The organism is Pectobacterium peruviense, from assembly GCF_002847345.1.
GTDB lineage: Bacteria > Pseudomonadota > Gammaproteobacteria > Enterobacterales > Enterobacteriaceae > Pectobacterium > Pectobacterium peruviense.
Map to the genome: position 1 here is coordinate 305,855 of NZ_LXFV01000001.1, position 15,480 is coordinate 321,334.

General features: G+C 50.8%; 13 protein-coding genes. 7 read left to right on the plus strand and 6 right to left on the minus strand.

The features are described 5' to 3' along the window. The first annotated feature begins 59 nt into the window (after window positions 1-59). The 3 genes from A0G03_RS01415 to A0G03_RS01425 all read left to right on the plus strand — a co-directional run bounded on the left by A0G03_RS01415 (window position 60) and on the right by A0G03_RS01425 (window position 2,935). Window positions 60-1,106, plus strand: a complete 1,047-nt coding sequence (locus A0G03_RS01415; RefSeq protein WP_048260123.1) for an oxidoreductase — start codon at window positions 60-62, stop codon at window positions 1,104-1,106. Between the two features lie 146 nt (window positions 1,107-1,252). Further along, window positions 1,253-2,245: a bile acid:sodium symporter family protein gene (locus tag A0G03_RS01420; protein ID WP_048260122.1), complete on the plus strand. Its 993-nt coding sequence runs from the start codon at window positions 1,253-1,255 to the stop codon at window positions 2,243-2,245. Between the two features lie 231 nt (window positions 2,246-2,476). Continuing rightward, window positions 2,477-2,935 carry an SgcJ/EcaC family oxidoreductase gene (locus A0G03_RS01425; protein WP_048260121.1) on the plus strand — a complete coding sequence of 153 codons (459 nt, stop codon included), beginning with the start codon at window positions 2,477-2,479 and terminating at the stop codon, window positions 2,933-2,935. A 98-nt stretch (window positions 2,936-3,033) separates the two neighbouring features. Here the strand turns inward: A0G03_RS01425 and add are convergent, their stop codons facing one another. From add to manA, 4 genes are all read right to left on the minus strand, one after another. Continuing rightward, window positions 3,034-4,047 carry an adenosine deaminase gene (gene add, locus A0G03_RS01430; protein ID WP_048260120.1) on the minus strand — a complete coding sequence of 338 codons (1,014 nt, stop codon included), beginning with the start codon at window positions 4,045-4,047 and terminating at the stop codon, window positions 3,034-3,036. A gap of 121 nt (window positions 4,048-4,168) precedes the next feature. After that, the gene (locus tag A0G03_RS01435; RefSeq protein ID WP_048260118.1) at window positions 4,169-5,146 is read right to left on the minus strand and encodes an arsenic resistance protein; all 978 of its coding nucleotides are present in this window, start codon (window positions 5,144-5,146) and stop codon (window positions 4,169-4,171) included. Between the two features lie 101 nt (window positions 5,147-5,247). Then, window positions 5,248-6,798, minus strand: a complete 1,551-nt coding sequence (locus A0G03_RS01440; protein ID WP_048260116.1) for a YdgA family protein — start codon at window positions 6,796-6,798, stop codon at window positions 5,248-5,250. Between the two features lie 118 nt (window positions 6,799-6,916). Beyond that, entirely contained in the window at window positions 6,917-8,089 is a 1,173-nt protein-coding gene (gene manA, locus A0G03_RS01445; RefSeq protein ID WP_048260115.1) for a mannose-6-phosphate isomerase, read from the minus strand. Window positions 8,090-8,328: 239 nt separating this feature from the next. Between manA and fumC the strand changes: the two genes are divergently transcribed. Then, window positions 8,329-9,726 carry a class II fumarate hydratase gene (fumC, locus tag A0G03_RS01450; protein WP_048260113.1) on the plus strand — a complete coding sequence of 466 codons (1,398 nt, stop codon included), beginning with the start codon at window positions 8,329-8,331 and terminating at the stop codon, window positions 9,724-9,726. A gap of 63 nt (window positions 9,727-9,789) precedes the next feature. On the opposite strand, the gene tus is transcribed toward fumC, so the two are convergent. Both tus and A0G03_RS01460 read right to left on the minus strand, forming a co-directional pair. Continuing rightward, window positions 9,790-10,725, minus strand: coding sequence for a DNA replication terminus site-binding protein (gene tus, locus A0G03_RS01455; RefSeq protein WP_048260111.1), 936 nt, complete (start codon window positions 10,723-10,725; stop codon window positions 9,790-9,792). A 169-nt stretch (window positions 10,726-10,894) separates the two neighbouring features. After that, complete coding sequence (locus A0G03_RS01460) at window positions 10,895-12,163, minus strand: MFS transporter (RefSeq protein WP_048260109.1); 1,269 nt, start codon at window positions 12,161-12,163, stop codon at window positions 10,895-10,897. 114 nt (window positions 12,164-12,277) lie between these two features. Here A0G03_RS01460 and A0G03_RS01465 point away from each other — a divergent pair, with 114 nt between their 5' ends. From A0G03_RS01465 to bioD, 3 genes are all read left to right on the plus strand, one after another. Continuing rightward, window positions 12,278-13,174 carry a LysR family transcriptional regulator gene (locus tag A0G03_RS01465; RefSeq protein WP_048260108.1) on the plus strand — a complete coding sequence of 299 codons (897 nt, stop codon included), beginning with the start codon at window positions 12,278-12,280 and terminating at the stop codon, window positions 13,172-13,174. A gap of 234 nt (window positions 13,175-13,408) precedes the next feature. After that, window positions 13,409-14,626 (plus strand): sugar metabolism global transcriptional regulator Mlc, encoded by a 1,218-nt coding sequence (gene mlc / locus A0G03_RS01470; RefSeq protein WP_048260106.1) that lies wholly within the window; start codon window positions 13,409-13,411, stop codon window positions 14,624-14,626. 133 nt (window positions 14,627-14,759) lie between these two features. After that, window positions 14,760-15,425 (plus strand): dethiobiotin synthase, encoded by a 666-nt coding sequence (bioD, locus tag A0G03_RS01475; protein WP_048260105.1) that lies wholly within the window; start codon window positions 14,760-14,762, stop codon window positions 15,423-15,425. Window positions 15,426-15,480: the final 55 nt, after the last annotated feature.

Genomic DNA, 15,480 nt, shown 5'->3' on the forward strand with positions numbered 1-15,480 from the left:
ATGACGGGTATATACTGAGTGAGAAATCACAAAGTCAAAATAAGCTAAGGGGAATTGTCATGAGTGAGACCGTTCGTGTTGGGTTGCTGGGCTACGGTTATGCCAGTAAGACATTCCACGCGCCGTTAATTGCAGGTACGGCTGGTATGGAGCTGGTGGCCGTGTCCAGCAGCAATGCTGAAAAAGTGCATGCGGATTGGGCAAATCTTCGGGTGGAGAAAGACCCGCAGGCATTATTTAACGATCCCGATATTGACCTCATTGTTATTCCTACCCCCAATGACACACACTTCCCGCTGGCGAAACAGGCGCTGGAAGCAGGCAAGCATGTCGTCGTCGACAAACCTTTCACCGTGACGTTGTCACAAGCATGCGATCTGAGTGCGATTGCCGAACGCGTCGGAAAAATGCTTTCTGTTTTCCATAATCGCCGTTGGGACAGCGATTTTCTGACGCTGAAACAGCTACTGGCGGCTGGAACTCTGGGCAATGTGGTTTATATGGAATCGCATTTTGATCGCTTCCGCCCTGAGGTTCGCCAGCGCTGGCGTGAAGACGGCAGCGAAGGCAGCGGGATTTGGTACGATCTTGGGCCGCACTTGCTGGATCAGGCGCTGGAGCTGTTTGGCTTGCCGGTGGCGATTCAGGTAGATATGGCACGGTTGAGGCCTGGCAGTAAGGCAATTGATTATTTCCACGCGACGCTGATTTACCCACAACGCCGGGTTGTCCTGCACGCCAGTATGCTGGTGGCGGCGGCGTCTGCCCGCTATATCGTGCATGGCACACGCGGCAGCTTTGTAAAATACGGTCTTGACCCACAGGAAGATCGCCTGAAAGCGGGTGAACGTCCACCGCTGGCCGACTGGGGGCAGGATAAACACGATGGCGTGCTGACGCTGTCGCGCGATGGCATCACGGCGGAGCAAACGATCGCCACGATTCCGGGTAATTATCCGGCTTACTATGCGGCAGTACGCGATGCGCTGACGGGTAAAGGCGAAAACCCCGTCAGCGTGCATCAGGCGATTCAGGTAATGGAACTGATCGAACTGGGACTGCTGTCTCACGAGCAGAAAAAAGCCGTCACGCTGAAAAATAACTAGATTTGCCGCGTTTTATTCCAGATAGTTAACGGTTTGTTTAAATAGGCGATCTTAGGATCGCCATAGACTGCCGTTTTGGGCGATCTCCGGATCGCCCGTATTGTTAGGGCGTTAATTAGGCTAAGGCTAGGGGAAAGGTGTCGGGCATGGGGTGGTTACAACGGTTACGCATTGATAAGTTTTTATTGGTTCTGATTTTGGTCGTGGTGACGGCATCGATTCTTCCTGCTGAAGGCACCGTGAAGGTTTTCTTTGAATATCTGACAACGGCGGCGATTGCTCTGCTGTTCTTCATGCACGGTGCGAAGCTCTCGCGTGAAGCGATTACCACAGGCATGGGGCACTGGCGTTTGCACCTTGTGGTGTTTGCCAGCACGTTTATTCTGTTCCCGCTGCTGGGAATGGGCATGAGCCTACTGTCGCCAGTGGTGCTGACGCCAACCTTGTATCTTGGCTTCCTCTACCTGTGTGCGCTACCCGCAACGGTGCAGTCGGCGATTGCTTATACCTCAATGGCTGGCGGTAACGTGGCGGCGGCGATCTGTAGTGCTTCAGCATCCAGCATTTTAGGCGTGTTCCTCTCACCGATTCTGGTCGGTTTGTTGATGCATACGCAGGGGGGAGAAACGGATACGCTGCATGCTATCGGTTCAATCATCATGCAATTAATGGTGCCTTTCGTTATTGGGCACCTGTCTCGTCCGCTGATTGCCAAGTGGGTCGAGCGTAACCGTAAGCTGATTAATATTACTGACCGGTCATCGATTCTTCTGGTGGTTTATGTCGCCTTCAGCGAAGCGGTCGTGCAGGGGATTTGGGGGCAGATCAACGGGTGGTCATTGCTGGCGGTAGTCGGTTGCTCTATAGTGCTGTTAGCCATTGTGCTGGTGGTGAATACGCTGGTTGCGCGCAAGCTGGGCTTTAACACCGCTGATGAAATCACTATTGTTTTCTGTGGTTCGAAGAAGAGTCTGGCGAACGGGATTCCGATGGCAAATGTGCTGTTCCCCGCCGCGGCGGTTGGCGCGATGGTGCTGCCGCTGATGATCTTCCACCAAATTCAGCTAATGGTGTGCGCCGCGCTAGCACAGCGTTATGCCAAACGGCTAAGTAAGGAAAAAGAGACACCTCATCAGTAAGACATTATCGATCTCTCGCTATATAAAATAACGCCCTCGACCTCATACAGTTCGGGGGCGTTGTCATTTGTGACTGCTTAGAAATAGATTAAATAATCTATTACAGTGATAGTTTCTAAAGTGTATCACTTTCTCGATCCGTTACGTTATAACAATACCGGCTCATCAAGATTCATTGTCGATAGAGCAGGATGCAGTTGATGATAATTATTATTTGAGATCGAGGGAAATATGTTTAAAAAAACGGTGTTAACTTTAGCGATGTTAGGGACGTTGGCTTCCGCATCTGTGCAGGCCGCTCAGCATATGGAGTGTGTAAAAACCAGTCAAAAAGAGATTGCATCGTTATTTGACCGTTGGAATACCTCGCTACAAACCGGTGATGCGAAGAAGGTTGCGAAAAACTATGCGTCAGACGCGGTGCTGCTGCCGACGCTATCCGATAAACCGCGGACGACTGACGCAGAGCGCATTGATTACTTTGAACATTTTTTGGCAAAAAAGCCAGTTGGTAAGATTGACACTAGCACAATACGGATTGGCTGTAATAAGGCTGTTGATACCGGAACGTACACTTTCACATTCGGTGATGGCAGCGTAGCCAAAGCACGCTATACCTATACTTACGCTTGGAACGGCAAACAATGGTTGATTACCACGCATCATTCCTCAGCGAATCCGAGTAGTTGATCTCTGTAGCTTATCTGTAACAAATTCGCATCAAGCGGCTAACGAGAGTTAGCCGTTTTGGTGTGTCAGGCAGAAATGACTACAGGACGTCACGGTGATTAGGCAGAAGCCCGCTTACGCAGAACCTTTTCACGCAACTGTTGTTTTTCCTGCTCGCTGATAAATGCGATGTTCAGGCCGTTTTCCTGTGCTTTACGCGTTTCTACCGCCGTCAGGCCGGCAAGGGGTGCTGCGACCTCATATTCGTGGCGGATCTCTATGCCTTGAACCGCTGGGTCGTCCGTGTTGATGGTGGCTGGGATGCCGTAACGCAGGAAGTGGATCAACGGATGTTTATCCAGTGATTCCACCGTACTGGTTTGAATGTTAGAAGTCAGGCAGGATTCAATACCGATTCCATTCTCTGCCATGTGCGTCATCAGGCGAGGATCGATAATTGCAGTTACGCCGTGCCCGATGCGCTCGGCGCCCAGATGATTAATCGCCTGCCAAATACTTTCTGGCCCAGCCGCTTCACCCGCGTGAACGGTGATGTGCCAGCCGGCATCGCGCGCTTGTTGGAAATGAGAGGTAAACTGCGCGCCAGGGTGGCCGAGTTCATCACCCGCCAGGTCGAGCGCCACGATACGATCGCGCTGTGACAGCAGGGCATCGAGCTCTTGCTGGCAGGCCTCGGTACCGAATGTCCGGCTCATGATGCCAATCAGACGAATATCGGTATCGAAATCACGGCTACCTGCCGTAATACCGTCGATCACCGCCTCAACAACGCCAGCAATCGGTAACTTATGATTCATCGCCATATAGTAGGGAGAGAAGCGCAACTCGGCGTAATCCAGCCCAGCTTTCATGGCATCTTCAACATTCTCGTAAGCGACGCGGCGACAGGCGTCCAGTGAACCGAGAACGGCGACACCCCAGTCGAGTTTTTGTAAAAAACTCAGTAGATCAGGTTCATTTTGGGTGACCTGAACGTGAGGGCGGAGTGCGTCAAGATCGCTGGCAGGTAATGCAATATTGTACTGGCGTCCTAGATCCAGAATACTCTGGGCGCGGATATTGCCATCCAAGTGTCGGTGGATGTCCGTCAATGGCAGGTGTAAATCAATCATAATGTTATTGTCTGATTACTGTTTTTCATACGACAAAGTATAAAAAGAAATCGTGGTAAATAGCTAATTGTTACCGATAAAATTCAAGCGTTCTGGGCAATAATTGAGCAAAAACAATCTGTTATTGGTTTTCTTGCTCAATTTCAGGTGCGTTTAATTTAGGGATAACCCGGATATAAATGAGTTCACTGAGTAATTCGACTAAGGTTTGGCTGACGATCACGGCTGGCAGTAACGGTAGCGCGCCCGGTATTGCCAAGGCCAGCGGTAGAATAACCAGAGAATTACGTGTGCTGGCGCTAAAGGCCACGGCTCGCCCGCTAGAGGAATTCAATCGAAACGCACGGCTAGTTAACCAGCCAAGCAGCGGTGCCAGCAGCGCGAAGAGCAGGTAAAACGGTACCGCGAGTAAAACGGATTCCCAGGTAGCACGCAACTGCGGAATGACTGCTGCCACCACGATAAATAACACCAGCGCCGTAGTGGGAACCGGCAGATAGCCCAATGCGTCCGAAAATGTCGCCATAATACGCTGCCGCGCCGCTAGCCATTGAAGAAGCGCTGCCAGCGCTAAAGGTATGGCGATGAGCCAGATAAATGCGTCGATAAATGGCGCGAAAACGATGAGTCCGACGGCATCGTGGCCGAGAAATAGCGTCAGGTAAAAGGGCAACGCCAGCATTTGTAGCATCAGTAATATAGGCGTTGCGGCCAGCAGGCGTCCGGCATCGGCGCGTCCCAGATGCGCAAATGTCACCACGTAATCAATACACGGCGCGAGTAACACCAATATGATGCCTAGCTTCACCAGCGGTTCGGCGGGGAGAAAGGGTAACAGCGCCGCGACCAGCAAGGGAATCACGATGAAATTGGCAACGAGAAGCGCCCCGATGAATCTGATCTGAGTGAAGCTTTTCCCGATCGTGTTCAGCGGAACCTGCAGAAACGTGACAAACAGCATCAGCGCTAACGCGGGATTAATCACGGCATCTAATCGCTCGGTTCCCGGCAGAACCCTGGCTGTTGCCGCTGCCGCTACTACAGCAAAAAAGTAGATCGCGGCCTGATGTGTTTCCATAAAAGGTTTCAGCGCGGACATGACGTTATCTCAATATCAAGCAGAAGATTTAGGGCAGAAAAAACGGTGGCAGCAAGTGCGACCACCGTGTGTTTTAAAGCGTTATATTACCGAGTGCTGGGTTATTGCGCTGGTGGTGTGATCGGCTCTTGTGGTGCACCAGGCTGGGATTCTTCACCTTCTTCCGTTGGAACGGAGAAGTAAGGTGCGATGAAATCGGCCAGTGCTATCTTGTTACCGTTGAAGTCAATTTGACCATCAGCGTAGAGTAGTGAGCTGGTAATCGCATTCTCCTTAGTCACACTCATCTGGTTCATTTGACCAATGTTCGCCATCATCTTAGCTTGCTGCTGCGCCATTTCTGTCGCCTGCTTTTGCTCTTCATCGTTAGCTGGTTTCGGCCCCGCCTGCACCATTAATTCTGCCAGCATATCCAGCGGTACGTTGAGTTTGGCATCGAGCTTTTTGACCGATTGACGAATGATTTTTTCTTCATCCGATACCGTGGTATCAGCGGCTTTATCCGTGCTCTGCAATGGATCGGTTAAATCCAACGCCAAGGTGAACGTGCCTTCGCCTTTGCTATTTTTCCAACTGATCGGGGAGATCGCAATGCTCGGGTTGCCTTTCAGCAGTTGTGGCAGGTATTGCAGAATAGACATAGCGACTTCGTGCTGATAAACGTCGGGATCCATAGCACTCGGATCTTGCAACAGTTTCTGCACTTTTGCCTGATAGGCGGTGAGGAACTGCTTAGTGCCCGCGCCGTCAAGCTGTGAAATAGACATGCTCACGTTACCTGAGCCCAGATTGCGGTCGCCGATAACTAAGGAGCCCAGCGTAATGGCCATTTTGCCAGCCAGATTTTTATCATCTTCCGTTGCGCTACTTTGCAGAGAGAAGTCGTTCAAGGTAACGGGATCGCCGCCTTCTACGGTAAACGTCATCGTTTTAAGAGATAGGGCTCCATCGCCTAAATCAATATCGAATTTGCCTTTTTGATTGGTCCCTTTGATGGAGAAATCGGTGACATCGACGTTCTCGGTTTGACCCCAGGCGTTTTTCCTTTCCATCTTCACGCTGCTGATGGTGGTGTCCAGCTTGCTGCTGCGCAGATCGTGCCCGATATCCAACAGCGCTTCTGCGCCACTGAAGGAGAATTTCTGTTCTGGCGTCTGATAGTCGATCGGCACTAGCGTAATGAGTGACTGCGTATCACCGCTGTAAGCGACGCGGGTTTCTGCCGTGAAGAACGGTTTGTCTTTGGTCAGCTCAAACCAGGCTTTGACTGCCGGGGTGTTGGCCAACTCGGTATGAACAGAGGCCATCGACGGCGCGAGGTTGAATTTCTTGAGCTGTGCCAGCGGGAACGGCCCGTGAGAGACAGTTTCATTGAAGACGAGCTCTTCACCCGGCGCAAGGAACTGTGTCCCTTTTGCAGTGCCATCTGTCTGTAAAACATAGGCCAGCGTGCTGCTGAATATTCCGCCTTGATAATCGCGATAGACCACTTTTAACCCAGAGTTCGGGTAGGCTTGTTTGATCTTAGTGTTCAGCGTATCGGTAAAACCATCAATTTGCTGAGCCACCTGTTTGCCGGTGTACCAGGATGCGCCGGTCCAGATGGCGCCCAGAGCAACAATAACGCCTACGGCGACTAACGACTTCTTCATTTTTATTCATCCTTTAGTAAAAAAATGCGCGTTTTCAACGCGAAACGCGGGTAACTCTCAACGTAATGCGCAGGTAACTTTCAACGCAATACGCGGGTAACACAGCGTATGGAACGAGTTATCGGTTAAATACGCGAGCGAGACGCCCCTGTCCCTCAACCGTTATCGGTGATTCATTGGCGGAAATAAAGCAGGACTCCCCTGGGCGTAGCGAAAGCCGCTGCTCATTTTTTTGCAAGATGGCCTGGCCGTCAACGCAAAATACAATGGCTGCACTGTCTTGGCTGAGCGTTTGTGGGCTCTGGCTCAGTTCGTGCAGTGAAAAAGCAAAATCATCAACAGGAATGGGGAAGCTGAGTTCATTACCCTGTCGGTGTGGCGTAGTCAGTAATTGGTTTGCGGGTTTGCCTTCAAACACGACATTTTCCAGCAGCTCTGGAATATCAATGTATTTCGGCGTTAACCCCGCACGCAGCACGTTATCCGAGTTAGCCATGACTTCTAATGCCACGCCTTTTAGATAAGCATGCGGCGTTTGAGCAAATAGGAACATGGCTTCGCCGGGTTGAAGTGTAATCACGTTCAGCAACAGTGGGGAAAATAACCCGCTGTCATCGGCATAGTCGTGTGTAATCGCGCGAATGGTGGCCCACGGCTCGTCATTTTGACTATTTAGCGCGGCCTTCAACACGCCGAGTGCACGGGATTTTTGCTCACCGTCCATGCTCAGCAGATTAGTGAACAGCATGGCGAGATTCTTTGCGTCGGGCTGTTGTAAAAACGCGGCGATTGACGGGTGCGCACTGGCAATCGGCTCTAGCAGGTGCACAATTTCAGATAATTCTCGGAACCCGTTCATGGCCTGAAAGGGCGTTAACGCGTAGACCAATTCTGGTTTGTGATTGGCGTCTTTGTAGTTTCTTTCGGCCGCATCCAGCGCGATACCGGCGGCATTCTCTTTCGCAAAGCCTTGTTCTGCCGATGATTTACTTGGATGAACCTGAATAGAAAGCGGCTGTTCTGCACACAATACTTTAAACAAAAAAGGTAATTCGCCAAAACGTTGCGCGATCGTTGCGCCAAGATGGGCTGTTGCGTCTTCAGCAATCATCTCACGCAGGCTGCGAGTGTTGCCTTTTTCATCAATAATCGCCGAACTACTTTTAGGATGGGCCCCCATCCAAAGTTCCGCCATCGGTAAATTGTTAGGATTATCAATGCCATAAAGCTCAGTTAACGCGTGTTTGCTGCCCCAGGCGTAGTGCTGGACGCAATTGAGCATTTTTTGCATGTCGGCTCCCTGCTATTACATTAATTGTTAGTTTCTGTGATGCTGGCTGTTAACTACTTGAATGATTATGAATACACTGCATCTTCTTCGCTTCATGGTAATGTTTTATGTAGCGCGATGCCAGACCGTGTTAGTAGACACAATAAGTGTGATAGGCCAGTCAGTGTTATCAGAATAGGCCCAGCGATGTGATTCGATGTTTTCTATTATTTGAATCTGTGTTTTAAGGAGGAAAGGTAATGAGCACGACGCGTAGTGAAAAAGACTCAATGGGGCCAATCGATGTTCCTGCTGAACGTTTATGGGGTGCGCAAACACAACGCTCACTGGAACACTTCCGTATTTCTGAAGAAAAAATGCCTCGCGCGCTGATTTATGCGCTGGCGCAAACCAAGCGTGCGGCGGCTCGCGTCAATATGGATCTCACACTTCTGCCTGCCGATCGGGGAAATGCGATTATTCAAGCAGCGGACGAAGTGTTGGCAGGTCAGCATGCTGGAGAATTCCCGTTAGCGATCTGGCAGACGGGGTCTGGCACGCAAAGCAATATGAATATGAACGAAGTGTTGGCTAACCGCGCCAGTGAACTATTGGGTGGAGAGCGGGGCAACAATCGACGGGTTCATCCCAATGATGATGTTAACAAAAGTCAGAGTTCTAACGATGTATTCCCAACGGCGATGCATGTTGCGGCCGTGGTTGCGATCAACGAACACCTGATTCCCGAATTGAAAGCTCTGCATGCCACTCTGGCGTCGAAAGCTGAGCAGTTTAAAGACATCGTCAAGATTGGCCGTACGCATTTACAGGACGCGACGCCGCTTACGCTGGGGCAGGAAATTTCCGGCTGGGCCGCGATGTTGCAGCACAATTTGAAGCACATCGAAAACAGCGTACCGCATATTTGCGAATTGGCGCTCGGCGGTACCGCTGTAGGTACGGGATTGAATACGCATCCTGAATATGCGGTGCGTGTGGCGGCGGAACTGGCGCAATTAACCAATCAGCCGTTTGTGACCTCACCGAATAAATTTGAAGCGCTGGCGACCTGTGATGCGCTGGTTCATGGGCACGGTACCTTGAAGGGGCTGGCTGCGTCGTTAATGAAGATTGCTAACGATGTGCGCTGGCTGGCATCGGGTCCACGCTGTGGCATCGGCGAACTCAGTATTCCTGAAAATGAACCGGGCAGTTCCATCATGCCGGGCAAGGTCAACCCGACTCAGTGTGAAGCGCTGACAATGCTGTGTTGCCAGGTGATGGGCAATGACGTTGCCGTAAATATCGGCGGTGCTTCCGGTAACTTTGAGCTAAATGTCTACCGCCCAATGGTGATTCATAACTTCCTGCAATCGATTCGCCTGTTGGCTGACGGTATGAAGAGCTTTGATGAACACTGTGCGGTGGGGATTGAGCCGAATCACGATCGCATCACTCAACTGTTGAACGAATCGTTGATGCTGGTGACCGCGCTGAACACGCATATCGGCTATGACAAAGCGGCTGAAATTGCCAAAAAAGCGCATAAAGAAGGGCTTACGCTGAAGGCGTCCGCACTCAAACTGAACTACCTCACTGAAGCACAGTTTGATGAGTGGGTTCGACCGGAAGATATGGTCGGTAGCCTGAAAAAGTAATGCCGCTGTAGTCAGCGTTTTATCACGTAGCCTGCCGATATCTATCCGCAGGCTTTTTCTTTTTTATTCTGGTGTATCGGTATACAGATGCAAACGCGGGATGAGCAGACGCAGTTCGGCGGCTTTCGGTTTGTGCTTATGTTTGATGTTGTGGGCGTCATAAGGATTAAGTTCGCCGATAATCGGCACATCGCCCCCAGATTCTTGCTGACAAAGCACGAGTAGGGGAGACGGGCAGGGATGTTGCACCTGTTTTTGCTGCTCGGCATACCACACGCGTGCGATGGGCTGCACTTTCACCGGACGTTTGATCTTCAAGACCGCGTCTTCCGGTAATTGCAATACGGCATCCATCTCTTGTTCCACATGCTCAATCCATTGCGCTTTGGTATACGGCACCGTATGTTTTGCGGCATTCAGGCTTTTAGTCAGTTTCTCCAGCAATTCTCCACGCGTCATGTTTTTGATGATGTGTTTATTCGCCCAACCAAACCGGACCGACGCTGGGTTGGTTATAAGCGTCAACGAACGGTAAGCACTGAGCGTGATCAGTCCTTTCAGATGCGAGTGGACGAACTCAAAGCGCTGTTCCGGCTCTAGCCCAGATTCGATGGTAACAATCTGCTCTAGCTCTTTTTTCAACGCATTAATTTCCGCAATAAGCGAGTGTGCCTGCTGATATTGTGCCGTATTTACCGCAAAGCAGAGTGCGCCCGGCAAGCGAATCGCGCTTTTACTGCTAAGTGCTTCCGGATAGTGGTGAATGAACAGACGCTGAAAATGCGCTAGCCCTTTATCACGAGCCTCCTGACCAACGTACTGCGTGACGGCGATGTGCTCAATCGGATCATGCTCCGTTCCTTTTTCCACAGGGGGAAGGGAGTAGACGCGACCCGCCAGCAGTCGATACGTTGAAAACAGCTGCTGCATTACGGCAAGCTTGGTTTCTAACGTCTGAAAACAGAGGTTCATGCGATCGATTAGCGTGTAGCGATTCATCTATAAAGTCATTTTAGTTACAACATACTTATGTTTATACTCATAAACACACACTTCAGCAATCGTGATTGTCATTATTTTCAAACAGGGCTGGGGGAAATAGAGCGAGAGTAGGCAGGAACAACACGGAGTTTACCCTGACTCAGGTAAACTCCGGTAGGAAAAGAGCTTAAAGGCGGTGTTTTAGTATCAGGCTGACGACCAGTGCGAGAAGTAAGAGCGCCGCAAGGAACAAAGTGATCCCCATCCAGCCGAATGAATGCCAGAAGAATCCCCCTAGCGTACCCGCCAGGCTTGAACCCAGATAGTAAGAAAAGAGATACATGGACGAAGCCTGACCTTTCGCGCGACGCGCCCGTTGCCCAATCCAACTGCTAGCCACCGAATGGGCGGCGAAAAAGCCAGCAGTAAAGAGCATCATCCCACCAAAAACAACGAATAACGGACTCAAAGCCGTCAATCCCAGCCCCGTTAGCATCAGAAGGATCGAAATACTCAGCACGGGGCCACGTCCGTAGCGGGACGTTAACGCCCCAGCTTTTGGTGAACTGTAACTTCCGGTGAGATAGACCACGGAAAGTAAGCCAACCACCGCCTGACTGAGTAAATACGGTGGCGCCAACAGCCGATACCCGATGTAGTTAAACAGGGTAACGAACGCGCCCATCAGCAAAAAGCCCTCAAGAAACAGTAGCGGCAATCCTGCATCGCGCCAGTGTAGTTTGCTATTCAGCAGTAGCGTTTTCGGACGCAGTGAACCGGGGCGAAAATGCCGTGATTCCGGCAGAATTCGCCAGAACGTTATCGCCGCGATGAGTGCCAGTACGCCGATGACACCGATAGCAACACGCCACGGAAAATAGTCCGTTAACACGCCGCTAACCAAACGTCCGCTCATCCCACCAATCGAGTTACCGCTGATATATAACCCCATCGAAAACGCCAACACGCTGGGGTGAATTTCTTCACTTAGGTAACTCATGGCGACGGCCGCGACGCCGCTTAGAGACAGACCAATCATCGCCCGCATAATCAATATGCCGTTCCAACTGGTCATAAACGCACAAATTACGGTACAGATTGCAGCCAGCATCAGCGACACAACCATCACATTTTTACGACCAATCGTGTCGGAGAGCGGGCCGGTGAACAGCAGCCCAAAAGCCAGCATCACCGTTGAGACGGAAAGCGACAAACTGCTGGTTGCTGGCGAAATACCAAAATCCTGAGATAACACCGGCAACAGCGGTTGCACACAATACAGTAAGGCGAACGTTGCTAATCCAGCAGAAAACAGCGCCAGCGTGACGCGCATAAATTGTGGCGTACCACGGGTGATATAGGGTGTTTTACCGGAAAATTTCGGGACAGTATCTTCCGCAGCGTCGGCCGTAGAAATAGGCCAGTCGTTCGGTGCAGAAGATGGCAGGTTACTCACAATAATTCCTTAGCGGGAAAGATAAATCAGACGTAAAACAACAATAAGACGATCATAGAAGAGTGATATTATTTTGTATAATATATTAATAATCATGATTGATACTTTTAAAATATGAATATCGAACTACGTCACCTTCGCTACTTTATTGCGGTCGCCGAAGAGCTGCATTTCGGTCGAGCCGCGGAAAGATTACGCATTTCTCAGCCACCACTGAGCCAACAGATTCAGATTCTGGAAGAGCAGGTGGGAGCAAAACTTTTAGCGCGCAACAACCGGAATGTTCAGCTCACGCCAGCAGGCGAGATGTTCCTGAAAGAAGCCTGGTCGATCATCAGCCAGGTTGATCAGGCGGCGGAGCGGGCGTCTCGCATTCAACGCGGTGAGATTGGGGAATTAACGATCGGCTTTACGTCGTCCGCGCCGTTTATCAAAAAGATCTCCAGCAGCCTGCTGCGTTTTCGCCAAACGTATCCAGAAGTGCATATTCAAATGATGGAGCTCAACACTAAGCAGCAAATTGAACCGCTGCTGAATGGTAAGCTCGATATCGGTATTATGCGCAATAACCCGTTACCGGACGCGCTGGATCATCAACTGCTACTACGTGAACCGCTGATTGCCGTGGTGCAAGAATCCCATCCTTTAGCGCAGCAGGCCGCAGGGCGAGCAATCAACATCACACAGCTGGCAAATGAGCCATTCGTTTTCTTCTCCCGCGCGGTTGGAACCGCACTGTATGACGATACGCTGACGCTGTTGAAACGCTATGGCATCAGCCCTTACATCACGCAAGAGGTGGGTGAGGCGATGACCATCGTTGGGCTAGTATCGGCGGGATTGGGCGTGTCCATTTTGCCTGCATCGTTTTTGCGTATTCGGGTTGATGGCGTGAAATATTTGCTGCTGGAAGAAGAGGACGCCACAACGGAGGTTTGGCTGGTTACGGCACGACATCACCCGCAAAGTGCAGCGGCTAACATGCTGATGTCGCTGATGTTGGGCGGATAATAGTTAAAATATGCGCGCTAAATCACATAACGAATCAAATATTTGACGAGTTTAGTGAAAAGCCCCACCATACCCGCAGTTTTTTTATTTTGCAGCGTGAAAAATAGTCATGCCGCAATAATAAAGATAAATTTTTCAACAGCAGTGCCAGTTATGCCCTAAATAATTCGGGTTGTAGCCAACGCATAGGCAGCTTGAAATATGATGGGTATATAATGCGTAGGAGCCAGGTTTGTGATTGCCGACGGTCAACCAGGACACATCGATCAAATCAAACAAATTAATGCCGGTGCAGTTTATCGGCTGATCGATAAGTACGGCCCGATATCACGTATCGAACTGTCCAAACGCGCTCAGCTCGCGCCCGCCAGTATAACCAAAATCGTTCGCGAACTGCTGGAAGCTCATCTGGTACAGGAAACTGAATATCAGGATGTCGGCAGCAGAGGGCGTCCCGCTATCGGCCTGATTCTAGATACCCAAGCCTGGCACTACCTTTCTGCACGCATCAGCCACAATACCCTGTTATTGGCGCTGCGCGATCTCAGCAGTAAGCTGGTTGTGGAAGAAGAGATCCCGCTTCCCGCAGAAGCCCCGCAGCCGTTGCTTGACCGTATTCTGAATGAAATCGACCAGTTTTTTATTCGTCACCAAAAACGGCTGGAGCGATTAACAGCAATCGCAATTACTGCGCCAGGTATGATTGATGCCAGCAAGGGCATTATTCATCGGATGCCGTTTTATGACGTTGAGGAAATGCCGATTGGCCCTGCACTAGCACAGCGCACAGGGCTGCCAGTGTATTTGCAGCACGACATCTGTGCCTGGACGATGGCTGAAGCGTTATACGGTGCCTCACGCGATTGTCAAAATGTGATTCAGGTGGTGATCGACCATAACGTCGGTGCGGGCGTGATTACCGGAGGACGCATTCTGCACGCTGGGAGTCGGAATCTGGTCGAGATCGGGCACACGCAGGTCGATCCTTATGGCAAGCGTTGCTACTGCGGCAATCACGGCTGTCTGGAAACCGTCGCCAGCACGGAAAACATGCTGGAGTTGGCACAGCAACGCATGAATACGTCCATGAGTTCGCTTTTGCACGGTTCACCACTCAGCGTGGAAAGCCTGTGTGACGCTGCACTCAAGGGCGATCAGTTAGCCAAAGATATCATTAATGATGTCGGTAATAACGTGGGTCGAATTGTCGCCATCATGGTGAACCTCTTCAATCCCGATAAAATTCTGGTCGGTTCCCCTCTGAATAAAGCGGCCAGTATTTTACATCCCGCCATTTTAGGCTGCATTCAACAGCAATCATTCCCACCCTACAGCCACAATATCCAGGTAGAAGCGACCCAATTCTACAATCAGGGCACAATGCCCGGTGCCGCACTGGTAAAAGACTCGCTCTACAACGGCTCACTGCTGGTTAAATTGTTGCAGGGATAACCATAAAGACGTAGAGCAACAAAACATTGCGCTAACGCAAACCGCCCGAATGAGGCATAGCCTAGACTTTCACGCTTGGAAAGCATTTTAGCTGTGCTTGTTTTTTGGTATTCAGGTGGTCTGGAGTTATCCCATGTTGAAACGTATTTTTGTCACTGGTACTGATACCGCCGTTGGCAAAACAGTGGTATCCAAGGCGCTACTGCAAAAACTGGCGCTGGCAGGCAAATCGGTTGCAGGCTACAAACCGATAGCAAAAGGGTGCGAAGAGACGGAAGCGGGCCTGCGTAATAAAGATGCACTGCTGCTACAAGCGGCCTCCACGCTGGAACTGCCCTATAACATGGTTAACCCTATCGCACTGCGAGAAGATGAAATCAGCGCCAGTGAAGGCACCATTGATTACTGTGCGATGACGCAAGGCCTGCGCCACATGAGCGAGGTGGCTGACATCGTAGTGGTTGAAGGCACCGGTGGATGGCGGACCGTCATGAACGATCTGCGGCCGTATTCCGAATGGGTGGTACAGGAACAGCTGCCTGTCGTGCTGGTTGTTGGCATCAAGCTGGGTTGTATCAGCCATGCGCTGCTGACAGCGCAGGCGATCATCAACGATGGTTTACCGCTGGTTGGCTGGGCGGCTAATCGTATTAATCCCGGACTGGCAAATTACGCAGAAATTATTAACGTTCTGCGGAAGAAAATCCCGGCACCGCAAATAGGTGAACTGCCTTATTTACCGCGTGCCGAACAGCGGGACCTCTCGTCTTATATCGATCTTTCTGCCGTCAGCTATTAATTTCGGTTGTCCTCTATTCCCGCATCTCTGCGGGAATAAATTTTCTCCGCCACGC